The sequence below is a fragment of the Celeribacter indicus genome, assembly GCF_000819565.1.
Lineage (GTDB): Bacteria > Pseudomonadota > Alphaproteobacteria > Rhodobacterales > Rhodobacteraceae > Celeribacter > Celeribacter indicus.
This window is the reverse complement of record NZ_CP004393.1, coordinates 1,744,416-1,769,510: the sequence shown is the minus strand read 5'-3', so window position 1 is coordinate 1,769,510 and position 25,095 is coordinate 1,744,416. Positions and strand designations below refer to the sequence as shown.

The window sequence follows — 25,095 nt, the reverse complement described above, 5'->3', positions numbered from 1 at the left end:
GCCGCCCATGGACGGCAAGATGCTGGCCCGGCTCGGGGCCGTCGTATTCGTCGCCATCGCCATCACCGCCACGGCTATTGAGATGACCCGCAAGGACGATCCCGCGCCGGTCAGCACCGCACTGGCGCTGCAACCGCCGGCCGATCCGCTCCGCGCGACGCTCCGCCGGTGCCAGCAGCTTGGGGTAGCGGCGACGAGCGAACCGGCCTGCCTCGCCGCATGGGCCGAGAGCCGCGACCGCTTTCTTGGCCGGACGCCCGCGCAGACCGCTCCGCGACAGAACGAGGAACAGTGATCCATGGGCGGAACCGGCGTCATCGACTCGTTTCTTGGGGTCTTCACCAGCTACATAGATTCCGGCTTCGGCCTGCTCGGTGGGGAAGTGGCGTTCATCGCCACCACCCTGATCGTCATCGATGTGACGCTGGCCGCGCTGTTCTGGGCCTGGGGCGCGGATGACGACATCATCGCGCGGCTGGTCAAGAAGACCCTGTTCGTCGGTGTCTTCGCCTACATCATCGGCAACTGGAACAACCTCGCCCGCATCGTCTTCGACTCATTCGCCGGTCTCGGTCTCATGGCGTCGGGAACCGGCTTTTCCGCTGCCGACCTCATGCGGCCCGGCCGGGTGGCACAGACCGGGCTGGATGCAGGACGGCCGTTGCTCGATTCCATTTCCGACCTGATGGGCTACTGGTCGTTCTTCGAGAACTTCATCCAGATCGCCTGCCTGCTGTTCGCTTGGGCGCTGGTCATCCTCGCCTTCTTCATTCTCGCCGTGCAACTCTTCGTCACGCTGATCGAGTTCAAGCTGACCACGCTGGCCGGCTTCGTGCTGATCCCCTTCGGCCTGTTCGGCAAGACCGCCTTCATGGCCGAGCGTGTGCTTGGCAACGTAATCTCTTCCGGCATCAAGGTTCTGGTCCTGGCCGTCATCATCGGCATCGGTTCGACGCTGTTCTCGCAATTCACGGCCGGTTTCGGCGGCGCGACCCCGACCATCGACGACGCCATGGCGATTGTGCTGGCAGCCCTGTCGCTGCTCGGCCTCGGCATCTTCGGACCTGGCATCGCCACCGGCATCGTCTCGGGCGGCCCGCAGCTCGGCGCGGGCGCGGCCGTGGGAACCGGGCTTGCCGCTGGCGGCATGGTGCTGGCGGGTGGTGCGGCGGCGGGTGGCGCGGCCATGCTCGGCGCGAAGGGCGGCGCTGCCGCTCTGTCCGGCCGGGTCGCGGCCGTTCGCGGCGGCGCGACGGCCGCAGGAGCCGCCTCCGCAGCCTACAGCCTCGGCTCGCTCGGCCAGACCGGCGCGACCGGCGTCGCCTCCGGCGTTGGCGGCGTCGCTCGCGCGGCAGGATCGGCAGCCGTCTCACCTTTGAAACGCGCTGTCTCCCGCGCGTCCGAAAGCGTCAAATCCAGTTTCTCCGAAGGCGCGAAGGCTGGGCTTAGTGCGAGTGGTGGCACATCCACCATGGGAACGGTCGGTGGGGCGGCGGAAGCATCCGCCCCGGCCGCGTCCGCCTCGGCCACAGGCGCACCGCCTGCCTGGGCGCAGCGGATGCGGCGCTCGCAGGCCATGAACCACGGCACGACCATGGCCGCGCACGCCGTCCGCTCCGGCGACAGCCACGGCACCGGCTCTTCCGTCAACCTTTCCGAAAGTGACCGCTCATGAGCATCTTCAAACGACCCGCAGCCCATTACGGCAAGACGCCGGAACCCGAGACCCCATATCAGAAGGCCGCGCAGGTCTGGGACGAGCGCATCGGCTCGGCCCGCGTGCAGGCGCGGAACTGGAGGTTCATGGCCTTCGCTTCCCTGATCCTGTCGGCCGGCTTCGCCTCGGCGCTGGTGTGGCAGTCGGAGCGCGGGACCGTGGTGCCCTGGGTGGTGCAGGTCGATGCGCTCGGCGAAGCCCAGACCGTCGCACCGGCGAACGCCGACTATCGCCCGACCGATCCGCAGATCGCGTTCCATCTCGGCCGCTTCATCGAGCAGGTCCGCGCGATCCCGGCCGACCCGATCATCGTCCGACAGAACTGGCTTCGGGCCTATGAGTTCACCACCGATCGCGGCGCGGCGGCGCTCAACGACTATGCCCGCGCCAACGATCCGTTCACCCGCGTCGGCCGGCAACAGATCGCGGTCGAGGTGTCGAGCGTCATCCGCGCCTCGCCGGACAGTTTCCGTGTGGCCTGGACGGAGCGCCTTTACGAGAACGGCCAGCTTGGCAGCACCGAGCGATGGACCGCGATCCTGACCATCGTGATCCAGACTCCGCGCACCGCAGAACGCCTGCGCGCCAATCCGCTCGGCATCTACGTCAACGCAATCTCGTGGTCGCGGGAGATGAGCCAATGACCCGCACGACGTTCCGTAAAGCCGGGTTTCCGGTTTTCTGCAAACTCGGCTTTCCGGTTTTGTTGCTTTCCGCGACCGTACTGGCCGGCTGCGCCACCAACCGGACGCCGCAATTCTCTTATGACGACGCCGTGCCGCCGCTGCCGTCGCCGCCTGCGGCTTCGACCGGGGACCGACCCCGGCCGCTGCATGTCCCGCCCGCCTGGACCGTGGCGCGCGGCGGCGAGAGGGCGGGCACACCGACCGGCCGCGTCGAGAACGCCAATGCCGCCGCCCGCGTCGAGCCGCGCCGCGAAGGCTACTACAACGCCATCCAGATTTATCCGTGGAGCGAAGGCGCGCTCTATCAAGTCTATGCCGCCCCTGGTCAGATCACCAATATCGCGCTGGAGCCTGGCGAAAGCCTGACCGGCGCGGGACCGATCGCGGCCGGCGACACCGCCCGCTGGATCATCGGCGATACCGAGAGCGGCAACGGTGCCAACCGGCGCGTCCATATCCTCGTGAAACCGACCCGCGACGACATCTCGACCAACCTTGTCGTGACCACCGACCGGCGCACCTACATGATCGAGCTGCGCGCGCGGGAATCGCTCTACATGCCTTCCGTCGCCTGGGCGTATCCCGCGCCACCGGCAGGCCAGCGACGGGCCGACCCGGCCGCGCCGGTCATCCCGGCCGAAGCGGCGCGAAACTATCGTTACGGATTGCAGGTGCAGGGCGACAGCCCGCCATGGCGGCCGGTTTCCGTCTTCGACGATGGCCGCCGCGTCTATGTCGTCTTCCCGCGCGGGATCGTACAGGGCGAAATGCCGCCGATCTTCGTGCTCGGATCGGACGGCGAACCTCAGATCGTCAATTCCCGCATCTACCGGAACATCCTGATCGTGGACCGTCTGTTTGGCGCGGCCGAACTTCGTCTCGGCAGTGGCAACCGCCAGCAGGTCGTCAGGATCGTCCGGGTCGAGCAACGACAGGCCGCCGCTCAACCCGCGGCCGCCGGAGATTCCCCGTCATGACAGACAACCCGATCACCGACACCACAGCGCCCATGCGGCTGCGCGCAGAACCGCCCCGTGTTACCCGCCTGTCCCGCAAGATGCTGGCAGGTATTGGCGCGGTCGCGCTTCTCGGCATCGGTGGGGCGCTGATCTACGCACTCCAGACCCGCGATGCAGGAACGGGCGGCGAAGAACTCTATTCGACAGAAAACCGGCCCACGGCGGACGGACTCACGGGCTTGCCCTCCGACTACACCGGCCCGGTGCTCGGCCCCGCGCTGCCCGGCGACCTTGGCCGTCCCATTCTTGATGCGCAGAATCGGGGACAGCCGATCGCCGCGCCTGCGATTACCACGCCCGCCGTCGATCCCGAGGAAGAACGACGCCGCGCAGAGGAAGAGGCCGCGCGCCTGAGCAATGTGTTCTTCCAGACCGGCCCGCGCACCGGAACGCCGGCCGGCACCGCCATGCCCGGCCTGGCCGGTCTCGACCTTGGAGGACAGTCCACCTCGCAGGACCGGCGCGCGGCGTTTCTCAACGGGCCAGTGGATCGCCAGATCGTCGCGCCGGATCGTGTCACGCCGCCAGCATCGCCTTACATCCTTCAGGCGGGAGCAGTCATTCCCGCCGCGCTCATCACCGGCATCCGTTCCGACCTTCCGGGCCAGATCACCGCACAGGTGACCGAGAACGTCTATGACAGCCCCACCGGCTCGCTGCTCCTGATCCCGCAGGGCACCCGCATCATCGGCCAATACGACGATGGCGTGACCTTCGGCCAGCGCCGCGTCCTGCTTGTCTGGAATCGCCTGATCTTGCCGGGCGGCCGTTCCATCGTTCTGGAGCGCCTGCCGGGCACGGACGCCAGCGGCTATGCCGGGCTTGAGGATGGCGTCGATTATCATTGGTGGGATCTGATGAAGGCCGCAGGACTATCCACGCTGCTCGCAGTCGGCACGGAGCTGGCGACCAGCGACGAGGACCGGCTGATCCGCGCCATCCGCGACGGCGCGCAGGATACCGTCAATCAGGCGGGCCAGCAGATCGTCCAGCGCCAGTTGCAGGTCGCGCCCACGCTGACCATCCGGCCCGGCTTCCCGGTCAGGATCATCGTGACCCGCGACCTTGTATTCGAGCCGGCAGGAGGTTGACCATGACCAAGCTGAAACTCGGCCCGCTGCCCGACGACAAGCCGGTGAAAGTGACCCTGGAGCTGCCCGCGCCGCTCCACCGCGATCTGGTCGCCTATGCCGAGGTGCTGGGGCGCGAGACGGGGCAAGCCGTTGCCGATCCCGTCAGGCTGATCGTGCCCATGCTGGAGCGGTTCATCGCCACGGACCGCGGCTTCGCAAAGGCGCGGCGTTCGGCCAGCTAACTCACTGGCGGCATCTCCGCAAGCGAGGGGTGCCGCCAGCGCATCAACGCAAATGCGGCACGCTACAGGCCGCCGATCCCCCTCCATGCTTCGCCTGATCCGGGGCTTCCAGGCCCCAGAAAATCCCGCGAACCACGGAGGATTCCATGTCCACGAAATGCCGTCACAGCAGCGGGGGCCGCCCACGCCAGCCGGTCCCCAAAACGCTCCCCGACGATCTCTACGACTACAGCGACGATCCGATGCCGCACGTCAGTCCGTCGCGCGGACGCCCGCTCCATCTTTTCGATGTCGAGCGGCTGCTGGTCATCGACGACTGGCCCGAGGACGTGCCGATCACCGAGGCCGAGATTCAGGTGTTCGAGCGCTGGTTCGCCGACGTGTTCGATGAGTTGTTCGGCTCGGTCGATTTGCCCGATGACTTGAAAATATTATCTCGTGATGATAAGGATAGGCCATGAGGTGAACGACAGGAATTGCCATGACGACGCTGAAAGTCGGGATTGCCGGCCCCGAGGAAATGAAGGCCCGCACCCTTCGGATCGCCAATGGCGAGGAAACACCCAAGCCCGGCGATCCAGCCGTCTGGTTCGCAACCACGGAATCCTTCGCCCGGCTTTTGTCGGCAGGCAATCGGGAGCTGCTGCGCGTCATCCATGAGCAGAAACCCGACTCGCTGGAAGAACTGGCCCAACTCACCGGCCGCGCCACGCCCAACGTCTCGCGCACGCTCAAGAAGATGGAGAGTGTCGGCCTGGTCCGCATGGAAAAAGGCCGGGGTCTGAGACTGGTCCCCAAGCTCGTTCATGATCGGGTGGAACTGGTCTTGCCCCTGATCGGGCCTCGCAGGAAAGGAACCCGCAAATGAATGTCCAAAATCCCAATGTCGCCCTGCGGGCCGCACTCTACCTGCGCGTCTCCACCTCCCGCCAGGCCGAACATGACGTGTCGATCCCCGACCAGCGCAAGCAGGGAGAAGCATGGTGCGAAGCAAGGGGCTATCAGCTTGTCGACACCTTCGTGGAAGCCGGCGCTTCGGCCACCAACGACCGCCGCCCCGAGTTCCAACGGATGATCGAGGCGGGAACGTCCAAGCCCGCGCCGTTCGACGTGGTGGTAGTTCACAGCTTCTCGCGCTTCTTCCGCGATCATTTCGAGCTTGAGTTCTACGTCAGGAAGCTGGCGAAGAACGGTATTCGCCTCGTTTCCATCACGCAGGAGATGGGCGACGATCCCATGCATGTCATGATGCGACAGATCATGGCGCTGTTCGACGAATACCAGTCGAAAGAGAACGCCAAGCACGTCCTGCGTGCTTTGAAGGAAAATGCCCGCCAGGGCTTCTGGAATGGTTCGCTGCCGCCGGTCGGTTATCGTGTCGTCGCGGCCGAGCAGCGCGGCGCGAAGGTCAAGAAGAAGCTGGAAATCGACCCGCTGCACGCCGACACGATCCGCCTGATCTATCGCCTGGCGCTGGAAGGCGACGGCGATTCCGGCCAGATGGGCGTCAAGGCCATCGTCAAGCATCTCAACGGCAAGGGCATCTTCACCCGTGACGGCGGCCGTTGGGGGATCGGCCAAGTTCACCGCATCCTGACGCGGCGCACCTATATGGGAGAGCATCAATGGGGCAAGAAGCGGAAGAACAAGTCGGACAAGGAAGCCGATGACATCGTCGTCGTGCCGGTGCCGCCGATCATCGACCGCGAAACCTTCGACGCGGTGCAGAAGCTCTTGCAGGCCCGCAATCCCAAGACCGAACTGCCTGCGCGCGTCGTGATCGGGCCGACCCTGCTGACCGGCATCTGCTATTGCGGCAATTGCGGGGGCGCGATGACCATCCGCACCGGCAAGAGCGGCCGCTATCGTTATTATGCCTGTTCGATCCGGGCGCGACAGGGCGAGACCGGCTGCAAGGGCCGCGCGATCCCTATGGACAAGCTCGACACCATGGTTGTCAGCCATATCGAGGATCGTCTGCTCGATCCCGATCGGCTCGAGAAACTGCTTGGCAGCGTGCTCGGCCGCCGCTCGGATCAGGCCGAGCGCCGCCGCCAGCACATCGCCGAATTACAGCGGCGTGCCGCCGAATCGGAATTACGCCTTAAGCGCCTCTATGACGCTATCGAGGCGGGGGTGGCCGATCTGGACGACCCGGCGCTAACCGAGCGCATCGCCGGCCTCAAGGTCATCCGCGATCAGGCGCGGGCGGACGCCGACCGGGCGCAAGCGCTGCTCGACAGCCCCGGCCACAGCGCTGTCAGCCCGGCGATGATCCGGCAATTCTCGCAGATCGCACGCGATCGTATCCGGGACCGTGAGGGCGGCTATCGGCGGGATCACCTCCGCGCTCTGGCGCAGCGTGTCGAGGTGGCGGATGACGCAATTCGCATCATGGGATCGAAAACGGAACTGCTGAGGACGCTTGCGGGCGGCCAAGTGCGGCAATCGGCGGCGATTGGCGTGCCCAGATGCGGTCTGAAATGGCGGAGAGGAAGGGATTCGAACCCTCGAGACGGTTCCCCGCCTACACACTTTCCAGGCGTGCGCCTTCGACCACTCGGCCACCTCTCCGCCGGCGTCTATAGAGGAGATCGCGCGGGGGATGCAAGCCCCGGAGTGGCCGAAAGCGAATGTTTTTTGGCGAACCCCGCTCCGGCCATGGAAAATCACCTGAAATCAGGATGTTCCGGGACAGGCACCTCAGTCCAGATAGATCGTGACGCGGCGGGTGTCGCGGCCCTTGTTCTCGATCCGGCCAAGGCGCAGGCGGCCGATCTCCGAGAGGCGCGCGACATGGGTGCCGCCGCAGGGTTGCAGGTCGACCTGATCCGCCCCCTCGCCGATCCGCACGAGGCGGATCTTCCCCTGCCCCCGCGGCGGACCGACCGAGAGCGTCCGCACCAGCGCGGGATTGGCGTCGAGGCCCGCCTCGTCGATCCAGTCCTCGCGCACGACGAGATCCCGCTCGATCAGCGCGCCCAGCGCCGCCTCGATCGCGGCGGGATCCGCGGGCGGTTCGGGCATGCGGAAATCCAGCCGCCCCTTCTCCGCGCCGATCGCCCCACCCGTCACCGGCAGCGGGATCACCGCGCAGAGCAGGTGCAGCGCGGTGTGCACCCGCATGTGGCGATGGCGGCGGAGCCAGTCGAGACGCTGGCGCACCCGCGTCCCCACAGGCGGCAGGGCGGCGGGAACGGCAGGCAGGAGCACGATCTCCCCGCCCTCCCCCTTCACCGTCGTCGCGACGGCGAGGCTGCCGCCGGCCCAGTCGAGCCAGCCGCTGTCGCCGGGCTGGCCGCCGCCGGTCGGATAGAACAGGCTGCGGTCGAGCACGATGCCGCCCTCGGGCGTCAGCCGGCGCACCTCGCCCCCGGCCTCCTGGAGATAGGCATCGGCGTGGAACAGCGGTTCGGTCATGTCGTCTCCCCCTCGTCGCCTGCGCCCCCGTCGGGCATGTCCTCCGGCCCGATCGCGCCGAGGCGGTCGCTCTGCGACACGGTCGCGGCCTGCGAGGGCGGCACCGCGGGCACCTCCGGCACGGGCTCCGTACCGCGGCCGCCCAGCGCCTCCGGGTTGCGCAGCCAGATGTCGCGCTGCGCGAAGGGGATCTCGATCCCCTCCTCGGCAAAGCGCTGCGCGATGGCATGGTTGATGTCGTTCTTCACCGCGAGAACGAAGGTCACGTCGCGCAGGATCGCCCGGATCTCGAATTCCAGCGCATCGGCCCCGAAACTCATGAACAGGACCTGCGGCGCCGGGTTCATCGACACCATGGGCTGGTCCTCGGCGATCTCGCGCAGGATGCGCTCGACCTTGCGCGTGTCGGTGCCATAGGCCACGCCGACCGGCACGATCACCCGGCCGATCAGGTTGCCGCGCGTGTAATTCGTCACCTGGTTGGAGATGAGGTCGGCATTCGGCACGATCAGGTCGGTCTTGTCGAAGGTCTCGACCCGCGTGGAGCGCACCGATATGTCGCGCACGAAACCCATCTGGCCGTTGCCGACGTCGATCCAGTCGCCCTCCGAGATCGGGCGCTCGATCAGCAGGATGATGCCGGAGACGAAGTTCTGCACGATGTTCTGGAGGCCGAAGCCGATCCCGACGGAAAGCGCGCCGGCGACGATGGCAAGCGCGGAAAGATCGATGCCGGCGGCCACGATGGCGACGATGGCGGCAAGGAAGATCCCGACATACCCCGCCCCGGCGACGATGGCATTCTGGCCGCCCTTGTCGATCTTCGTCTTCGGCAGGACCGTGCTGCGCAGTCCGGTCTTGAACAGCCGCGTGATGCCGAGGCCGATGGCGAAGACGAGGACGAAGGTGAAGAAGTTGCTGGGGGAGATCTTCACCCCGCCCAGCGTCACGCCGGCGCGCAGCGTCGCCCAGAGCTCGAAGAGCTGGTCCTCGCGCACGCCCCAGATCAGCAGGAAGAAGGGGATGGAGGCGGTCACGATGCAGAAGGACAGCAGCACCGGCACGAGCGCGTCCCGCGCCCCGTCCGGCCGGCGCGTCACCAGCGCATAGAGATCGTAGCCCAGCCGCGACAGGACCGCCACGAAGCCGAGCAGCCCGAGCGAGCGCAGCAGCGGGAAGACGATGGCCTTCGCCGCGGTCATGTAGCCCGCCGCCGCGAGAACCACCGCGACGACGGAGGCGACGAGCACGATGCGGGTGATCGTCCTCAGGACGAGATAGGCAAAGTTGTGATCCTCGGCCATCTCGCCCTGGATCGCCCCGTCCGCCGGCGGCGTCGCGGGGGCGAGGATGCGGGCGAGGCGGAACAGGGCCCCGGCGGCGATGGCGACGAGCGGAAAGCTCAGCACGGCGACGGTCGCGGTGGAATAGCCGTCGATCTCCGCCAGCGCGCTCAGCCTGCCGTCGAACACCGACATCGTCCCGGCGAGCGCCCCCATCATCGTCGCCTCGCGCCGCCGCACCGAGCCGAGGTCGAGGATCGGCTCTCCCGCCCCGGTCGGATAGAACAGCCGCCCCGCGATCCAGCGCCAGAACAGATAGATCAGCCCGATCTGCGGGATCGCGGCGACGGCGACGAGGGCGCGGTCGCCCAGCAGGCCGGAGACCCGCGCCGCGAGCAGCAGCGCCACCAGACCGGCGAGCGGCACGACGATCTCGCCCAGGGAGGCGAGAAACCCGGTCACACCCTTGCCCGCCTCGCCGGAGACGCGGCGGCGCACCCATTCCGTCATCCGGTCCGACCAGCGCGGGCCGCGCGCCACCAGCACCAGCGCCACCACGAGATAGATCAGGATCGTCACCGCATTGGCCCGCAGCGTCGCGCGATTCTCGGGCGAGGCGAGATTGTCGGAGATCGTGGTCCAGGCCGCCACCGCGCTGTCGGCCAGCGCCCGTGCCGCCTCCGGCCAGAGCGTCGGGTTGAGCGGGCTCGGCCCGAGTTCGGTCAGCGCGTCGGCCTGCCGGTCGAGCAGCGTGCCGTCGATTTCCCCGATCAGCCCGTCCGCGCGGGTATAGGCCTCCTCGGCGCTGCGCACCGGGGCCCTGGCGGATTCGATCTGCCGGCGGAGCGCGCTCCGACGCTCCGCGACGTCGCGCGGCTCGACCGTCCCATCCTCGGGGGCGGGGCCGAGCGCCTCCATCTGCGCCTCGAGCGTCTGGATGCGCGAGGCATTCGCGGTCTGCGCCTGTTCGAAGGACAGCCGCCATTCGACCAGTTCCGCGCGGATCGCCTCGAGATCGGCATTCTCCGTGTTCCGGTCGTCGATCCGGTCCTCGGCCGCCTCGGCAAAGCTCTCCCAGCCCGCATAATCCGGCCCCCCCTCGCCCTGCGCGCTCAGCGAAAGCGGCAGGCAGAGGCAAAGGATCAGGACAAGACGGGCCAGAAGGTGTCGGATCATGCCTCTTCGTATACGTCAGGCAGCGGCCGCGGTCCACGGTCCAGCCAGTCCGGCACGGGCAGGCCCTTTTCCTTCAGGAACTCGGGGTTGAACAGTTTCGACTGATAGCGCGTGCCGTAATCGCACAACACCGTGACGATGGTGTGCCCCGGCCCCATCTCCCGCGCCATGCGCATCGCGCCGGCGACATTGATGCCGGTCGACCCGCCAAGGCACAGCCCCTCGTCGGCGAGCAGGTCGAAGACGACGGGAAGCGCCTCCTCGTCCGGGATCTGGCAGGCGAAATCGGGGGTGAAGCCCTCGAGATTGGCGGTGATCCGCCCCTGTCCGATCCCCTCGGTGATCGAATCCCCCTCGGACTTGAGCTCGCCCGTGGTGTAATAGCTGTAGAGCGCGGCGCCCATCGGATCGGCGATGCCGATCTTCACCCCCCTGGGCTGAAGCGCCATGCCCACCCCCGCGAGCGTCCCGCCGGACCCGACCGCGCAGATGAACCCGTCCACCTTGCCGTCGGTCTGGTCCCAGATCTCCGGGCCGGTCGTCTCGATATGGGCCTGGCGGTTCGCCACGTTGTCGAACTGGTTGGCCCAGATCGCGCCGCGCGGCTCGATCCGCGCGAGCGCCTCCGCAAGCCGCCCGGAATAGCGCACGTAGTTGTTCGGATTCCTGTAGGGCGCCGCAGGCACCTGCACGAGCTCGGCACCGGCGAGCCGGATCATGTCCTTCTTTTCCTGCGACTGGGTCTCGGGAATGACGATCACCGTGCGGAAGCCGAGCGCGGCGCCCACGAGGGCGAGCCCGATGCCGGTGTTCCCGGCCGTGCCCTCGACGATCGTGCCGCCCTCGCGCAGAAGCCCCTTCTCCATCGCGTCGCGGATGATGTAGAGCGCCGCGCGGTCCTTCACGGACTGGCCGGGATTCATGAATTCGGCCTTCCCGAGGATCTCGCAGCCCGTCGCCTCCGACGGCCCCTTGAGCCGGATGAGGGGCGTGTTGCCGATGCTGTCGATCATGTCTTTCCTGATGGGCGAAGGCGCGGGCATTCTGTCGGTCCTTTTATCTCGCGGTCCCGGAATGTGTAGGACGCCGGTTTGCGCAACTCAAGATGTGCCGGACCAGACAGGGACCGCATTCGCGAAGTTTGCGCAAAACCGGAACGTCCGTCCGTCTCCTCCCCCGGCGCGCCCGCCCGCGTCTTTCCGCCCGCCACCCCTCAGCCGCGCGGCGCAAGGCGCAGCCAGATCCCGTCCCGCGAGCGCACGGTGAGATGGGCGACGGGCACCGGCCGCCGCCCCTCCACCGTCTCGATGCGGAAGGCGCGCAGGATGAGGGCGAGGAAGAGCGGCCCCTCGACCATCGCGAATCCCGCTCCGGTGCAGACCCGCGGCCCGGCGGAAAAGGGGATGAACGCATCGCGCAGACATTGCCGCCCGTTCGCCGTCGCGAAACGGTCCGGGTCGAAGGCGTCCGGCCGCTCCCACAGATGCCGGTGCCGTCCGAGATGCCAGGGCGACAGCACGATCTGCGCCCCTTTCGGCACGTCGCGGGCGCGAAACCGCACCGGACAGGCCGCCTCGCGCACCATCATCGGGACCGGCGGATAGAGCCGCAGCGTCTCGCGGAACACGTCCTTGGTGAAACGCAGCTTCGACAGGTCGGAAAATTCCGGCACCTCGGGCAGCGTCGCGGCCTCCGCGGCAACGCGCTCCTGCACCTCGGGATAGGCGGCGAGCAGCCAGAGCGCCCAGCCGAGCGCGGTAGCCGAGGTCTCGTGCCCCGCGAGGAAGAAGATCGCCACCTGGTCGACCATTTCCTCCGTGCTGAACCGCGCGCCGGTCACCGGATCGGTCGTCGTCATGATCTTGGTCGCGAGATCGTCCGGCGCCGTTCCCGCCCGGATCGCGGCCATGCGCTCCGCCGTGAGACCGGTGATCAGCCGCCGGATCGCCCGCGCCCCCCTCCGCGCCGCCCGCCGATGGAACCGCGGCACCCATTTCGGCAGCGGCACGAAGGCCGCGAGGTTGAGGATCGGCTGGGCGCGCTGGTAGCTCTGGAACTCGTCGAAGACGGCGCGCGCCGTGTGATGGGTGATCGGGATCGAGAACAGCGTGCGGAAGATCACGTCCGCCGCCCCATGGGAGGCATGCGGCTCGACGTCGAAATCCCCCTCCTCCGCTCCGAGCCGCGCGACCATCTCACGCCCCGCCGCGAGCATCGCGGGAAAGGTGTCCTTCAGCCGCCCGCCCTCGAAGGCCGGGTCGATGATCCGCCTCTGCCGGAGCCAGGTCTCGCCATTGGTCAGGAACACGCTCTCCCCCAGAAGCGGCCGCAGCCCCTCCGCGATACGCGCGGATTTGGGAAAATCCATCGGCCGTTCGTTCAGCACCGTCTTCACGAGCGCCGGCTGGTTGACGAGATAGGAACGGAAGAAGGGCGTGCGGTATTCCGCCATCCACGCGCCGTAGAGCTTGTCCGGCTGGGCCGAGAGGATATCGCGCCGGAACAGCTTCAGATAGGTGCGCAGGCTCGTCTTCTCCGGCCGCGACGCCGGCCGGGGCGGCATGCCCGCATCCGGTCCCGCCTCCGTCATTGCGCCACGCTCGTATATCCGCTGGCCGGAATGTCGATCCGGCCGGGGCTCGGCTCGTGGGTGCCGTAACGGGCGCGCAGGCTCTGACCGCCCGCGGTGATGCGGAAATAATCGTACTCTCCCGGCCGGTCGAAGGCACAGAGATACTGGAAATGCAGGCGGAAGAAGCGCCGCCGGAGCTGCGCCTGTTTCTCCGGGCTCAGCGTCTGGCGGAAGGCCGCGGAAATCACCAGCGGCCAGACCTGGTCGTCGGGGGCGACGCCCGTCACCTTAGCCGGATCGCAGAGCGCGAAGCAGCACGGATCCCCCGGCGCGGTCACGTCGAGCCAGAACAGGTCGCGCGCCGCCGAAAGCTGCGCGAGGTCGCGGCGCAGCGTCTTCGCCTCCGGCAGGAAGGAAACCATCGGCACGACCTGCCCGAGCGTGAGGAAGGACAGCTCCGGCCCCTCCGGCCGCACCTCTTCCCGCCGCACGATCTCCGCGAGGATCTGGATGCCGAGATGCGCGCCCGAACTGTGGCCGATGACCAGAACCTCGTCCCAGTCCTCCTTCAGCGCGGCGGAAATCTCCGCGCGGAAGGCCGCCATGCGCGGCACGAGCGGCGGCGGATCGGCGCCGCACCAGCGGGCCGAGAAACCGTAGTCGTGCATCAGGTAATAGGCAAAGAACCTGCCGTCGAGCTTCCTGAACCCGTGCAGGAGCAGAAGCGTCACCGCCACCGCCGGCACCAGCCAGGCCAGCCGCGCAGCCGTCCCGCCCGCAAGTTGCAGCAGCAGCGCATAGAGCAGCGCCCCGGCCCCCAGCGCCACGAGCAACTGGCCGAGCAGCATTCCGACCGGGTAGAGCGCCGCGAGCACCGGCCCGCGCCTCAGCCGCATCAGCCGGAACAGCACGCCGGTGGAGAGATAGATCCAGGCGGTGCGGATCAGGACCAGATAGCTGCGCAGGACGCCGCCCTCCATGCTGTCCCGCACGATGTCGGACCAGACCAGCACGTCGATCTCCGTCCGGGTCGTCGCGCCGTCGATCTCCGCCTCGACCGTCCAGCCGAAATTGCCGCCCTGTCTGGGCGCGATGGCGAGCGAATAGCCGGAGATCCGCGCCTGTTCCGCCCCTTCCTTGCGATAGAGTTCGCGATAACGGCGCGGCGGCACCGGATCGTATCCGGGAATGTAGAACACCCGCCGTCGCCTGACCCGAGCTGCGTCCTGCCCGTCCATGAGGATCCCCTGTCGTCTTTCGGGGCAGCTTAGCGCGGCACCATGGTGAAATTAAGGCTTAATTCAACCGAGGCTGGCAAGTCCCGGAAAGGTCTCGAGCAGCCAGTAGGACAGGCGCGAGAAGGCGCCGGTCACCATCAGCAGCCCGACGAACAGCAACAGCCCGCCCATGATCTTCTCGATCAGGCCCATGTGGCGCTTCAGCCGGTTCATTACGCCGACCGCGCGGGTGATGAAGATGGCCGACAGCAGGAACGGCAGCCCCAGCCCGATCGCATAGATCGCCAGCAGCGTCGTCCCGCGCGAGACGGAGCCCTCGGAGGCCGCCATGGACAGGATCGCGCCGAGCTGCGGCCCGATGCAGGGCGTCCAGCCGAAGGCGAAGGCGAGCCCCAGCACATAGGCGCCGAAGGCCGAGCCGCCCTGGTCGCCCGCGTCGATCCGCGCCTCGCGGTCGAGGATCGGAATGCGGAAGACCGACAGGAAATGGAGCCCGAGCAGGATGATGACGACACCCGAGATCCGCGCGAAAAGCACCTGGTTCTTCAGGAAGAACATGCCGAAGGCGGAGGCGGTGAAGCCCATGAAGAGGAAGACCGTCGACAGGCCGAGCACGAAGAGCAGCGCCGGCAGCACCGCCTTGCGCGACCCGCGCCCGCCGTCGGTGAGTTCCCCCATGGAGATGCCCGACATATAGGCGAGATAGGGCGGCACGATGGGCAGCACGCAGGGGCTGAGAAACGACACCGTGCCCGCGGCGAGCGCCACGAGCATCGCCGGCAGGAGGGTCGCGTCGAAGAGGTCGATTCCGAACATGCGACGGTGATGCCACAGGCGGCGGCGGCGGGAAAGCGCCGCATGTGTCGCAGCCGCTCACTTTCCTGTTGCGCCCGTCGCCGCCCGCCCCGGCCCGGCACAAGAAAACGGCCGGATCGCTCCGGCCGTTCCTTTGTTCACTTGCGCAAGCCGCGGCTCAGCGCGCGACGTTCCACCAGCCGCGGCGCTTCGGCTTGCCGTCCTCCGCCTCGTCCCCGGCGCCCTCGGCCTCGGCCATCTCGGGCTCCTTCGCAGCGGTCTCCGCAGCCTCCCCGGCCGGTTCCTCCGCGGAACGCTCCTGCGCCGGTTCCGACGCTTCGCCGGCCTGCGCGGCAGGCACCTCCTGCGGTGCCTCCCCGGCGGCGGGCAGCGCCTCGGCGCCATCCTCCGCGGCGGCCTCTGCGCCGGTCCCGGCATGGGGCACATCCTCGCTGCCGGCGCTGATCCCGGCTTCGGGCGCACCGAGCGGTGCGGCGGCATCCGCCGCGGCCCCGACTGCGGTCTCCGGCGTGCCGGCGGCAGCTTCGGCCTCGGCGGCGAGCGCGGCGGCCTCGGCCTCCCGCTCGGCCTTCGTCTTGCGCTTGCGGGTGACGCGCTTCGGCTTCTCGGCCGGCGCCTCGCCCGCCTCCTCGCCCGTCGCAGGCTCCGCGGCCTTCGTCTTGCGGGTGCGCGTGACGCGTTTCGGCTTGGCCTCGGCGGTTTCGCCCTCCTCGGTCGCCACCTCGGCCTTCTTCGCGCGGCTGCGCTTCGGCTTCGGCGCCGCCTCGGCCGCGGGGGCCTCCGCGGGCGTCCCGGCACCGGCCTCTGCCGCTTCGGCCTCCGGGCTCTCTGCCTCGGCGGTCTTCCTGCGGCTGCGCGTGCGGGTCCGCTTCGGCTTTTCCGCGGCCTCTGCCCCGGTCGCCTCGGGCGCAGGCGCCTGCGCGGTCGCATCCGCGGCGGCGGCCTCCTCGGCAACGGCCGGTTCGGCGGCGGGACGCTCGTCCTCCGGCTGCTCCTCCGCCTCGGTGCCGGCCTCGTCCTCGGCGCCCTGCGTCTCCGCCCCGTCGATCTGGTCGCGCGACTTGCCGCGGCGGCGGCGGCGACGGCGGCGTTTCTTCGGCTTCTGGTCGTCCTCGCCGTTGACCTCCTCGGAGGCGACAGCGCTTTCCTCGACCTGATCCTCCTCGAGTTCGGCCTCGGCCTCGAGTTCCTCCTCGTAATCCGCCATCAGATCGGCGGAGGCGGAGACGACCGGCGCGGCCTCTGGCACGACGCGGGTCGCGGTCTTGAACCGTTCGAGCGAGAAATCGGGCGAGATCAGGAAGGGATCGGCCTCGATCCGCACGGCCATGCCATAGCGCGCCTCGATCTGGGCGATGTTCTCGCGTTTCATGTTGACGAGGTAGTTCACGATCGCGACCGGCGCCTTCAGAAGCACTTCGCGCGAGCGTTTGCGGGTGCCTTCCTCCTCGAGCTGGCGCAGGATCGACAGCGCCATGTTGTCGTCGGAGCGGATGAGACCCGTGCCATGGCAATGCGGACAGGGCTGCGTCGTCGCCTCGAGCATGCCGGGGCGCAGCCGCTGGCGGCTCATCTCCAGAAGGCCGAAGCCGGAGATGCGGCCGACCTGGATGCGCGCGCGGTCGGTCTTCAGCTTGTCCTTGAGCCGCTTCTCCACCGCGTTGTTGTTCTTGCGCTCCTCCATGTCGATGAAGTCGATCACGATGAGCCCGGCGAGGTCGCGCAGCCGCGCCTGGCGGGCGACCTCCTCGGCGGCCTCGAGGTTGGTCTTGAGAGCGGTCTCCTCGATCGAGCCTTCCTTCGTCGCCCGGCCGGAGTTCACGTCCACGGCGACGAGCGCCTCGGTCACGTCGATCACGATATAGCCGCCGGACTTGAGCTGCACGGTCGGGTTGAACATCCCGGCAAGGTAGCTTTCCACCTGGTAGCGCGCGAAGAGCGGAAGCGGATCGGTATAGGGCTTCACGTTCTTGGCATGGGACGGCATGATCATCTTCATGAAGTCCTTGGCCTCGCGATAGCCCGCCTCGCCCTCCACGAAGACCTCGTCGATGTCCTTGTTGTAGAGATCGCGGATCGACCGCTTGATGAGATCGCCTTCCTCGTAGATCTTCGCCGGCGCGACGGATTTGAGCGTCAGCTCGCGGATCTGTTCCCACATCCGCTTGAGATAGTCGTAATCGCGCTTGATCTCCGTCTTCGTCCGCTGCGAACCGGCCGTGCGGATGATGAGCCCGGCGCCCGACGGCACCTCGAGCTCACCCGCGATCTCCTTGAGCTTCTTGCGGTCCGCGGCATTCGTGATCTTGCGGGAGATGCCGCCGCCACGGGCGGTGTTCGGCATCAGCACGCAATAGCGGCCGGCCAGCGAAAGATAGGTGGTCAGCGCGGCGCCCTTGTTGCCGCGCTCCTCCTTCACGACCTGCACCAGCATGATCTGGCGCACCTTCACGACTTCCTGGATCTTGTACCGGCGCGGGCGCGGCTTGCGGACCCGGCGGATATCCTCCTCCGTGTCGTCGTCGGCGACGTTCTCGATGCTCTCGTCGCGGTCGCTGGCGCGGCCGGCGGTGTCCTCCTCGTCCTCGTCCTCCCCGGCGTCGTCGGCCTCGGCATCGTCGTCCTCGGGTTCCTCGACGGGGGTCTCCGCGACGGTGAAGGCGGGCGACGTGCCCTCCTCGACCTCGGTGCCTTCCTCGATCAGCGCATCGGCCTCGGAGGCCTCGGGCTCGATCACCTCGAGCGCGTCGATCTCCCGCGTCTCGACCGCATCACCGGATTTCACCTCCTCGGCCTTCGATTTCGGACGGGTGCGCGAGCGGGAGCGGCGGGAGCGTTTCGGCTTCTCCTCCTCTTCCTCCTGCGCCCTGGCATATTCCATTTCCTCGGCCAGCAGCGCCTCGCGGTCGGCGACCGGGATCTGGTAGTAATCCGGGTGGATCTCGGAGAAGGCGAGGAAACCGTGGCGGTTGCCGCCGTAGTCGACGAAGGCCGCCTGAAGCGACGGTTCGACGCGCGTTACCTTCGCGAGATAGATGTTGCCAGCGAGCTGGCGCTTGTTCTCGGATTCAAAATCGAACTCCTCGACCTTGTTTCCGTCGACCACCACGACGCGGGTTTCCTCCGCGTGGGTGGCATCGATGAGCATTTTCTTTGCCATTGTATGTGTCTTTCGTCACCCGAAACGGGCGCGCCTCCCCTCGGGGCGGCGACGCGGGTCGACGGGTGATGTTCTGGGGCGAGCGCTCGCGCGGCCAAGGGCACGGGGGCGCAACCGCCCCGTCCATGCCCAACTCTTGCCTCAGCGCGTTGCATCGCGTTTCTTCTCCGGCGCATCGCGGTCGGGGACATTGCCCCTTCCTCTGCGCCCGTTCAATTCCCCTGTCCTCTGCGGGACGCCGGGGCGTTTCACAGCCGTGCGGTTTTGTCATGCCGCGCGGCGCATTTCGGTCTGCTCTCGCGGAGAGGCCGGTCCCGGACGCATCGCGGTTCGCTTGCGAACCTTTGCCGTGCACCGCTTGGGCGGCTCCCGATCTCGCGGACAGCTAATCTGGATCACGCGGTTTCCGGCGGCGGACTCCCGACGGCGGACCTGCGTTCCTCTATCAGTAGTGATGGAAGAGCGGTAACACAACACGCAATTTGATCACGTCTGCTCATATGACGGGGATTTCGTGGCATCCGCCCGTTTTTCCGGCAGCCGGTCCCTTGCCGTGGCGCGCCTCGGCGAGGGTCCGCCGAAGATCCGCAAGCGCCGCCTATGTGCGCAGGATGACAGGGTTTCTGTCCTCCCGCACAGGAGATTTTCACGATGCGGACTGGATTTTCCCGCGCCATGGCGCCATCGTGATAGCCACGGATCCCATCGAAGGAGAGCCCCACATGGCCTACAAGATCGCCGTCCTCGTCGGCTCGCTGCGCCGCGAGTCCCACAACCGCAAACTCGCCCATGCCCTCACCCGGCTCGCGCCCGACAGCCTCGATTTCACCTTCGTGGAGATCGGCGACCTGCCCTTCTACAACGAGGATCTGGACACGGACACGCCGCCCGAGTCCTGGACCCGGTTCCGCACCGAGATGAAGACGGTGGACGGCGTGCTCTTCGTCACGCCGGAATACAACCGCTCGGTGCCCGCGACGATCAAGAACGCGCTCGACGTGGGCTCGCGCCCCTATGGCGACAGCGTCTGGGGCGGCAAGCCCGCGGCGGTCGTCACCGGCTCGCCGGGCGGCGTCGGCGGCTTCGGCGCGAACCACCACCTGCGCCAGTCGCTCGTCTTCCTCGACATGCCGCCGATGCAGCAGCCCGAAGCCTATATCGGCGGGATCTACGAGATGTTCGACGCGGAGGGCGAGGTGAAGAACGCGGACACCCGCAAGTTCCTCGGCACGGTCATGGCCGCCTTTGCCGACTGGGTCGGCAAGCACGCCTGACCCGTCCCCGGCCGGCCCCGCGCTGCCGCGGGCCGGCCACGCCGCCCTCAGCCGAGGTAATCGGCGCGCTGGAGGCCGTATTTCGCCATCTTCTCGTTCAATGTCCGGCGCGGCAGGCACAGCTCGTCCATCACCGCGACGATCGAGCCCTTGTGCCGGCGCATCGTGTTGTCGATCAGCATCCGCTCGAAGGCCTCGACATATTCCTTGAGCGGCTTGCCCTCGGTGGTCATCGTCTGCTGCTCCGGCGCGTCGCTCTCCGACAGCAGGAGCGAGGTGATCGACCCCGACCCGCGCCGGTTCTGGAGCACCGCGCGCTCCGCGACGTTGATGAGCTGGCGGATATTGCCCGGCCAGGGCGCCTGGAGGAGCTGCGCGGCCTCCTGCGCGGAAACCTCCGGGCTTTCGCAGCCGTATTCCTCCGCGAATTGCTGGCTGAGCTGGGTGAAGAGCAACAGGATGTCCTCCCCCCGCGAGCGCAGCGGCGGTGTGGTGATCTTCATCGCCGCGAGGCGGTAATAGAGATCCGGGCGCAGCGCGCTCTCGCAGGTGCGGCCCTGTTCCTGAAGGTTGCAGATCGCGATGATCCGCGTCTCCGGCGGCGTGCCCTGATCGTTGATCCAGGTCAGCAGCCGCGCCTGGAGCGTCTGCGGCAGCGCCTCGATATCCTCGAGCACCAGCGTGCCGCCCCGCGCCTCCTCGATCAGCGGCTGGATCTGCCCGTCGGGATCGGGACCGAACAGCCGCTTCGTCAGGTCCGCCTCGTCACGGCCGGCACAGGCGAAGGTGATGAACTTCTTCGAGCCGCGGGTGCCGACGGCATGGAGCGCATGGGCCACGAGCGTCTTGCCCGTCCCGGTCTCCCCGTCGATCAGCACATGGCCGTCCGCCTGGCCGAGATCGAGGATGTCCTCGCGCAGCCGCTCCATCACCGGGCTCGCGCCGATCAGCTTGTTCATGATCCCCGCCCCGCCCGACAGCTCCTTGCGCAGCGCGCGGTTGTCGAGCGTCAGGCGGCGGGCATTCGTCGCCTTCTTCGCAAGCTCCGTCATCCGGTCCGGGTTGAACGGCTTCTCGAGGAAGTCGAAGGCGCCGATCCGCATCGCCTCCACCGCCATCGGCACATCGCCATGGCCGGTGATCATGATGACCGGCAGGCCGCTGTCCACGCTCATCAGCTTCTTGAGGAACTGCATTCCGTCCATGCCGGGCATCTTGATATCGGTGATGACCACCCCCGGATAGTCGGACCCCAGCGCCTTCACCGCATCCTCGGCGGACGCGAAGGTCTCCGTGTCGAAGCCGGAAAGCGCGAGCCACTGGCTGATGGACTGGCGCATGTCCTGTTCGTCATCCACGATTGCAATCTTCATAGCCGTCGCCATGGTCTATCCTCTTCTTTTCCGCCGTTCCCGGCCGGGTCTTCCATCTGGCGGCATGTCATTCCGCCGCGTGCCGCCCTTCTTCGGAAAGCGGCAAAACCATTTCGAACGCGGCCCCTCCGACGGGGCGGTTGCGGGCGGTGAGCCGCCCGCCGAGTTCCTGGACGATGCCCGAGGAGATCGCGAGGCCGAGGCCCACCCCGTCTCCCGGCGCCTTCGTCGTATAGAACGGCTCGAACAGGGTATCGAGATTCTCGATCCCCGTCCCGTTGTCTCGCACCGTCACGCTCGCCTGTGTGCCGCCCGTGACCAGAATTTCAATCTGGGGCTCGGCGGCGGTTTTACAAGCGTCGAAGGCATTGCGCAGCAGGTTCACGAGCACCTGTTCGAGCCGCACGCGGTCGCCGTCGACGATCACCGGCTCCGGCGGAAGGGTGCGGATGATCTCCACCGAGCGCTGCTTGAGCTGCGGCTCCATCATCGACAGCGCGGCATTGACGCAGCCGCGGATGTCGATCGGCTGCAACGTGTCCGACCCCTTGCGGGCATAGGACTTGAGCTGCTTGGTGATCGCGCCCATGCGCTCGATCAGGTCGTCGATCCGCCCGAAGGAGGCGAGCGCCTCCTCGCTGCGCTTGCGCTTGATCAGCAGCCGCGCGCCGGCGAGATAGGTCTTCATCGCGGCAAGCGGCTGGTTGAGCTCGTGCGACACCGCCGCCGACATCTCCCCCAGCACCGCGAGCTTGGAACTCTGCGCGAGCGTCTGCTCGGCCACCTCGAGGCTCTTCTCCGCCCGCTTGCGTTCGGTGATCTCCCGCTCGAGCGCGGCGTTCAGCAGCCTGAGCTCCGCGCTTTCGCGCTGGAACAGCCCCGCGCGCGACACCGCGCGCCGCGAGGTGAGATAGAAGACCCCCGCGAGCAGGATCGCAAAGCCCATGATCTCGAGCGCCAGGAAGCCGTTCACGCGCTCGCGCACGCTCGAATAGGCGGTGTAGGAGGTCATGCGCCAGCCGCGGAAGGGAATGCGGCTCTCCAGCCGCATCAGCGCCTCGCCCCCGACATAGACCTCTCCGGGATCGCTGCCCGTCCAGTCCGTCGTCACGCGGAAAGCCCGTTCGATCGCCGTCGGCGCGTCGGTGACCTGGAGCGCCTCGCCCTCGGTCTTGCCGCGCCAGCGCGGCTCGGTCGACAGGATGATCTGGCCCTCGGAATTCGCCACGATCACCGCGTCCGAGATCCCCGCCCAGGTGCGTTCGAATTTCGCCAGGTCGACCTTCACCACGATCACGCCCGCCAGCGCCCCGTTCACGTCGATGCGGCGCGAATAGGTGAATTCATAGGCCCCGTTGTCGAGCTGCGTGGTCTTGAAGACGGTGTCGTTCGAGCGCAGCGCGTCCACGAAGGCCGGCGACTGGCGGTTGTTCGCGCCCAGAAGCGCGCGGTCCGTCGCCGCGACCACCCGCCCCTGCTCGTCGAGCAGCGTGATCCCCGCCGCGCCGATCTCCTCGACATAGGAAATGAGATGCTGCGAGGTGGTCGCGAAATCGTTGGAGTTGAGCGCACCCACGAGGACCGGGTCGCGGGCGAGCAGGATCGGGACGATGGTCGAGCGCTGCAACTCGCTCATCAGGTTCCCCGCATAAAGCGCCTGGCGCACCTCCGCGCGGTTGCGGGTGAGGATCGTGTAGCGCTCGGTGAGGAATATGTTGGTGAACCAGATCACGCCGACCGCCGCCGCGACAAAGGCGAACAGCGCCAGCCGACCCGCCCAGGTCATCGTTCGCGGCCGCACGGGGCCTATCGCCGTTCTGTCACTCATGGCGCGCAGGTTACGCGCTCGCGCCCGGCCGCCGCAAGGGGAGAGCGGCCCCGGCCGGGGCGCATTCCGGCCCGGTTCTCAGGCATTTGAGCGAAAGACCGCCGGCCCGCCGGGCGGTTCAGGCGGAAACCACCGCTTCGACCAGCGCGGCGAAGAAGGGCTGCCCGTCCTCGTTGCCATGCGCCGCCTCGGCCGCGCGTTCGGGATGCGGCATCATGCCGAGCACCCGGCGGTTTTCCGACAGGATGCCGGCGATATCGCGCTTCGAGCCGTTCGGATTGTCGAGATAGCGGAAGGCGACGCGCCCCTCGCCCTCGAGCCGGTCGAGCGTGTCCTCGTCGGCGGTGAAATTGCCGTCGTGATGCGCGATCGGAATGCCGATATGCTGGCCCTGCGCATAGGCGGCGGTATAGGGGCTGTCGGTGGTCTCGACGGCGAGCGGCGTGGTCTTGCAGATGTATTTCAGCCCCGCGTTGCGCAGCAGCGCGCCGGGCAGCAGCCGCGCCTCTGTCAGGACCTGAAAGCCGTTGCAGATGCCGAAGGCGAAGCCGCCCCGCTCCACATGCCGCTTCAGCGAGGCCACGACCGGCGAATTCGCCGCGATCGCACCGCAGCGCAGGTAATCGCCATAGGAAAACCCGCCGGGGACGCCGACCACATCCACCCCCTGCGGAAGCTCCGCATCCTTGTGCCAGACCATCGTGACCTCGGCGCCCGCGTTTTTCAGCGCGGTATACATGTCGCGGTCGCAATTGGAGCCGGGGAACTGAAGAACGGCGGCTTTCATCGGGCGGGACTCCTGTGAGGGCTGTTCCCGCGCCTGATACGCCGGGGCGCGGTCCGGATCAAGGCTTCATGCGCGGCGGGGCGATCTCCCCATGGAATTTGCCCCCGCCGCCGCCCTGTGGCAGGCTGTGGCTCTCGACGATCGGAGCGGACCATGTTCAGTTTCAGCTACGGATACGGCCTCGGCATCGATCCCGGCCTGACGCTCATCGGCATGGCCGTCTTTGCCGTGCTTCTGGTCCTGTGGGTCAGGCGCCGCGGACGCAACAGGGACGGCGGCGAAGGGAAATAACCCTTTCGCCAGCGCACCGGCCCTGTGCCCGGAGCCACATGGACCGCATCTTTCCCGGACGGCCGTGACGCCCTAGCTTATCGTCAATGCGGTTCGCGAAAGGATCACTCGCTTGAAAACTCTCGGCTTCCTCTCCTTCGGCCATTGGGCGCCCGAGCGCGGCTCCGCCGTGCGCACGGCCTCCGACGCCTTGCTGCAATCCATCGACCTCGCGGTCGCCGCCGAGGACCTGGGCCTCGACGGCGCCTATTTCCGCGTGCACCATTTCGCGCGCCAGCTCGCCTCCCCCTTCCCGCTCCTCGCGGCCATCGGCGCAAAGACCTCGAAGATCGAGATCGGCACCGGCGTGATCGACATGCGCTACGAGAACCCGCTCTACATGGCCGAGGACGCCGGCGCCGCCGACCTGATCGCCGGCGGGCGGCTGCAACTCGGCCTCAGCCGCGGCTCGCCCGAGCAGGTGGTCGACGGCTGGCGCCATTTCGGCTACCAGCCGGCCGAGGGCGAGGACGCCTCCGACATGGCGCGCCGGCATACCGAGGTCTTCCTGCAACAGCTCGAAGGCCGCGGCTTCGCCCGGCCGAGCCCGCGCCCGATGTTCCCGAACCCACCGGGGCTGTTGCGGCTCGAACCCCATTCCGAGGGGCTTCTCGAGCGCATCTGGTGGGGCTCCGCCTCGAACGCCACCGCCGAATGGGCGGCCGGGCTGGGGATGAACCTGCAAAGCTCGACGCTCAAGGACGACGAAACCGGGGAGCCCTTCCACATCCAGCAGGCCAGACAGATCCGCGCCTATCGCGAGGCGTGGAAGGCCGCGGGGCACAGGCGGGACCCGCGCGTCTCCGTCAGCCGCTCGATCTTTGCGCTCACCACGGACATGGACCGGATGTATTTCGGCCGCGGCGGCAAGGACAGCGACCAGATCGGCATGATCGAGCAAACCCGCTCCATCTTCGGGCGCGGCTATGCCGACGAGCCGGACCGGCTGATCGACCAGCTCCGCGGCGACGAGGCGATCGCAGAGGCCGATACGCTCCTGCTGACGGTGCCGAACATGCTCGGCGTCGATTACAACGTGCATGTGATCGAGACGATCCTGAAGGACGTCGCCCCGGCGCTGGGGTGGCGGTAAGGCCCCAG

22 protein-coding genes, 1 tRNA gene and 1 pseudogene are annotated in these 25,095 nt (G+C 67.8%); 12 read left to right on the top strand and 12 right to left on the bottom strand.

The genetic code is table 11. The annotated features are described in order from the left end of the window. The first annotated feature begins 7 nt into the window (after positions 1–7). From trbK-alt to P73_RS26745, 9 genes and pseudogenes are all read left to right on the top strand, one after another. Entirely contained in the window at positions 8–295 is a 288-nt protein-coding gene (trbK-alt, locus tag P73_RS08915; RefSeq protein ID WP_043869346.1) for a putative entry exclusion protein TrbK-alt, read from the top strand. Positions 296–298: 3 nt separating this feature from the next. Beyond that, entirely contained in the window at positions 299–1,675 is a 1,377-nt protein-coding gene (trbL, locus tag P73_RS08910; protein WP_043869345.1) for a P-type conjugative transfer protein TrbL, read from the top strand. After that, positions 1,672–2,361, top strand: coding sequence for a conjugal transfer protein TrbF (gene trbF, locus P73_RS08905; protein WP_043869344.1), 690 nt, complete (start codon positions 1,672–1,674; stop codon positions 2,359–2,361). Before trbL ends, trbF begins: the two co-directional genes overlap by 4 nt. Further along, a complete protein-coding gene (gene trbG / locus P73_RS08900) occupies positions 2,358–3,380 on the top strand; it encodes a P-type conjugative transfer protein TrbG (protein ID WP_043869343.1) in 1,023 nt (340 codons plus the stop codon). The genes trbF and trbG overlap by 4 nt, the downstream gene beginning before the upstream one ends. Beyond that, a complete protein-coding gene (locus P73_RS08895) occupies positions 3,377–4,513 on the top strand; it encodes a TraB/TrbI/VirB10 family type IV secretion system protein (protein ID WP_043869342.1) in 1,137 nt (378 codons plus the stop codon). The genes trbG and P73_RS08895 overlap by 4 nt, the downstream gene beginning before the upstream one ends. A 2-nt stretch (positions 4,514–4,515) precedes the next feature. Further along, the gene (locus tag P73_RS08890) at positions 4,516–4,737 is read left to right on the top strand and encodes a DUF2274 domain-containing protein (protein ID WP_043869341.1); all 222 of its coding nucleotides are present in this window, start codon (positions 4,516–4,518) and stop codon (positions 4,735–4,737) included. A gap of 146 nt (positions 4,738–4,883) precedes the next feature. After that, positions 4,884–5,198 carry a hypothetical protein gene (locus P73_RS08885; RefSeq protein WP_043869340.1) on the top strand — a complete coding sequence of 105 codons (315 nt, stop codon included), beginning with the start codon at positions 4,884–4,886 and terminating at the stop codon, positions 5,196–5,198. A 20-nt stretch (positions 5,199–5,218) separates the two neighbouring features. Further along, entirely contained in the window at positions 5,219–5,605 is a 387-nt protein-coding gene (locus tag P73_RS08880) for an HVO_A0114 family putative DNA-binding protein (protein WP_043869339.1), read from the top strand. Continuing rightward, a pseudogene (locus P73_RS26745) lies at positions 5,602–6,645 on the top strand (recombinase family protein); the annotation flags it as partial. The gene P73_RS08880 and the pseudogene P73_RS26745, both read left to right, overlap by 4 nt. Positions 6,646–6,897: 252 nt before the next feature. On the opposite strand, the gene P73_RS08870 reads toward P73_RS26745, so the two are convergent. From P73_RS08870 to P73_RS08830, 9 genes are all read right to left on the bottom strand, one after another. After that, positions 6,898–7,176, bottom strand: a complete 279-nt coding sequence (locus P73_RS08870) for a hypothetical protein (protein WP_139267107.1) — start codon at positions 7,174–7,176, stop codon at positions 6,898–6,900. Between the two features lie 45 nt (positions 7,177–7,221). Continuing rightward, positions 7,222–7,311: transfer RNA gene (locus P73_RS08865), tRNA-Ser, on the bottom strand. Positions 7,312–7,440: 129 nt separating this feature from the next. After that, the gene (locus P73_RS08860) at positions 7,441–8,157 is read right to left on the bottom strand and encodes an alanyl-tRNA editing protein (RefSeq protein ID WP_043869336.1); all 717 of its coding nucleotides are present in this window, start codon (positions 8,155–8,157) and stop codon (positions 7,441–7,443) included. Continuing rightward, positions 8,154–10,616, bottom strand: a complete 2,463-nt coding sequence (locus P73_RS08855; RefSeq protein ID WP_043869335.1) for a DUF3772 domain-containing protein — start codon at positions 10,614–10,616, stop codon at positions 8,154–8,156. Before P73_RS08855 ends, P73_RS08860 begins: the two co-directional genes overlap by 4 nt. After that, positions 10,613–11,629, bottom strand: a complete 1,017-nt coding sequence (locus tag P73_RS08850) for a cysteine synthase A (RefSeq protein ID WP_420836128.1) — start codon at positions 11,627–11,629, stop codon at positions 10,613–10,615. Before P73_RS08850 ends, P73_RS08855 begins: the two co-directional genes overlap by 4 nt. A gap of 200 nt (positions 11,630–11,829) precedes the next feature. Further along, complete coding sequence (locus P73_RS08845) at positions 11,830–13,179, bottom strand: cytochrome P450 (RefSeq protein ID WP_043871536.1); 1,350 nt, start codon at positions 13,177–13,179, stop codon at positions 11,830–11,832. Positions 13,180–13,202: 23 nt separating this feature from the next. After that, the gene (locus tag P73_RS08840) at positions 13,203–14,426 is read right to left on the bottom strand and encodes a hypothetical protein (protein WP_043869333.1); all 1,224 of its coding nucleotides are present in this window, start codon (positions 14,424–14,426) and stop codon (positions 13,203–13,205) included. A gap of 63 nt (positions 14,427–14,489) precedes the next feature. Next, positions 14,490–15,242, bottom strand: coding sequence for a cytochrome c biogenesis CcdA family protein (locus P73_RS08835; protein WP_043869332.1), 753 nt, complete (start codon positions 15,240–15,242; stop codon positions 14,490–14,492). A gap of 157 nt (positions 15,243–15,399) precedes the next feature. Next, on the bottom strand, positions 15,400–18,402 hold the full coding sequence (locus P73_RS08830) for an Rne/Rng family ribonuclease (protein ID WP_043869331.1): 3,003 nt from the start codon (positions 18,400–18,402) through the stop codon (positions 15,400–15,402). A gap of 722 nt (positions 18,403–19,124) precedes the next feature. Here P73_RS08830 and P73_RS08825 point away from each other — a divergent pair. Next, the gene (locus P73_RS08825; protein ID WP_043869330.1) at positions 19,125–19,676 is read left to right on the top strand and encodes an NADPH-dependent FMN reductase; all 552 of its coding nucleotides are present in this window, start codon (positions 19,125–19,127) and stop codon (positions 19,674–19,676) included. Positions 19,677–19,723: 47 nt separating this feature from the next. On the opposite strand, the gene P73_RS08820 is transcribed toward P73_RS08825, so the two are convergent. The 3 genes from P73_RS08820 to purQ all read right to left on the bottom strand — a co-directional run bounded on the left by P73_RS08820 (position 19,724) and on the right by purQ (position 23,664). Then, on the bottom strand, positions 19,724–21,061 hold the full coding sequence (locus tag P73_RS08820; RefSeq protein WP_043869329.1) for a sigma-54-dependent transcriptional regulator: 1,338 nt from the start codon (positions 21,059–21,061) through the stop codon (positions 19,724–19,726). A gap of 55 nt (positions 21,062–21,116) precedes the next feature. Continuing rightward, entirely contained in the window at positions 21,117–22,835 is a 1,719-nt protein-coding gene (locus P73_RS08815) for a sensor histidine kinase (RefSeq protein ID WP_174446907.1), read from the bottom strand. 160 nt (positions 22,836–22,995) lie between these two features. Then, positions 22,996–23,664 carry a phosphoribosylformylglycinamidine synthase subunit PurQ gene (gene purQ / locus P73_RS08810; protein WP_043869328.1) on the bottom strand — a complete coding sequence of 223 codons (669 nt, stop codon included), beginning with the start codon at positions 23,662–23,664 and terminating at the stop codon, positions 22,996–22,998. Between the two features lie 153 nt (positions 23,665–23,817). Between purQ and P73_RS25940 the strand changes: the two genes are divergently transcribed. Together P73_RS25940 and P73_RS08805 are read left to right on the top strand one after the other, a co-directional pair. Further along, positions 23,818–23,955 carry a hypothetical protein gene (locus P73_RS25940; protein WP_158401925.1) on the top strand — a complete coding sequence of 46 codons (138 nt, stop codon included), beginning with the start codon at positions 23,818–23,820 and terminating at the stop codon, positions 23,953–23,955. A 112-nt stretch (positions 23,956–24,067) separates the two neighbouring features. Next, complete coding sequence (locus P73_RS08805; RefSeq protein WP_043869327.1) at positions 24,068–25,087, top strand: LLM class flavin-dependent oxidoreductase; 1,020 nt, start codon at positions 24,068–24,070, stop codon at positions 25,085–25,087. Positions 25,088–25,095: the final 8 nt, after the last annotated feature.

Bases quoted from the DNA above. Each gene is read 5' to 3' on its own strand.
- trbK-alt (WP_043869346.1), top strand. From the start codon at position 8: ATGGACGGCAAGATGCTGGCCCGGCTCGGGGCCGTCGTATTCGTCGCC.
- trbL (WP_043869345.1), top strand. From the start codon at position 299: ATGGGCGGAACCGGCGTCATCGACTCGTTTCTTGGGGTCTTCACCAGC.
- trbF (WP_043869344.1), top strand. From the start codon at position 1,672: ATGAGCATCTTCAAACGACCCGCAGCCCATTACGGCAAGACGCCGGAA.
- trbG (WP_043869343.1), top strand. From the start codon at position 2,358: ATGACCCGCACGACGTTCCGTAAAGCCGGGTTTCCGGTTTTCTGCAAA.
- P73_RS08895 (WP_043869342.1), top strand. From the start codon at position 3,377: ATGACAGACAACCCGATCACCGACACCACAGCGCCCATGCGGCTGCGC.
- P73_RS08890 (WP_043869341.1), top strand. From the start codon at position 4,516: ATGACCAAGCTGAAACTCGGCCCGCTGCCCGACGACAAGCCGGTGAAA.
- P73_RS08885 (WP_043869340.1), top strand. From the start codon at position 4,884: ATGTCCACGAAATGCCGTCACAGCAGCGGGGGCCGCCCACGCCAGCCG.
- P73_RS08880 (WP_043869339.1), top strand. From the start codon at position 5,219: ATGACGACGCTGAAAGTCGGGATTGCCGGCCCCGAGGAAATGAAGGCC.
- P73_RS08860 (WP_043869336.1), bottom strand. From the start codon at position 8,157: ATGACCGAACCGCTGTTCCACGCCGATGCCTATCTCCAGGAGGCCGGG.
- P73_RS08855 (WP_043869335.1), bottom strand. From the start codon at position 10,616: ATGATCCGACACCTTCTGGCCCGTCTTGTCCTGATCCTTTGCCTCTGC.
- P73_RS08850 (WP_420836128.1), bottom strand. From the start codon at position 11,629: ATGATCGACAGCATCGGCAACACGCCCCTCATCCGGCTCAAGGGGCCG.
- P73_RS08845 (WP_043871536.1), bottom strand. From the start codon at position 13,179: ATGCCGCCCCGGCCGGCGTCGCGGCCGGAGAAGACGAGCCTGCGCACC.
- P73_RS08840 (WP_043869333.1), bottom strand. From the start codon at position 14,426: ATGGACGGGCAGGACGCAGCTCGGGTCAGGCGACGGCGGGTGTTCTAC.
- P73_RS08835 (WP_043869332.1), bottom strand. From the start codon at position 15,242: ATGTTCGGAATCGACCTCTTCGACGCGACCCTCCTGCCGGCGATGCTC.
- P73_RS08830 (WP_043869331.1), bottom strand. From the start codon at position 18,402: ATGGCAAAGAAAATGCTCATCGATGCCACCCACGCGGAGGAAACCCGC.
- P73_RS08825 (WP_043869330.1), top strand. From the start codon at position 19,125: ATGGCCTACAAGATCGCCGTCCTCGTCGGCTCGCTGCGCCGCGAGTCC.
- P73_RS08820 (WP_043869329.1), bottom strand. From the start codon at position 21,061: ATGGCGACGGCTATGAAGATTGCAATCGTGGATGACGAACAGGACATG.
- P73_RS08815 (WP_174446907.1), bottom strand. From the start codon at position 22,835: ATGACCTGGGCGGGTCGGCTGGCGCTGTTCGCCTTTGTCGCGGCGGCG.
- purQ (WP_043869328.1), bottom strand. From the start codon at position 23,664: ATGAAAGCCGCCGTTCTTCAGTTCCCCGGCTCCAATTGCGACCGCGAC.
- P73_RS25940 (WP_158401925.1), top strand. From the start codon at position 23,818: ATGTTCAGTTTCAGCTACGGATACGGCCTCGGCATCGATCCCGGCCTG.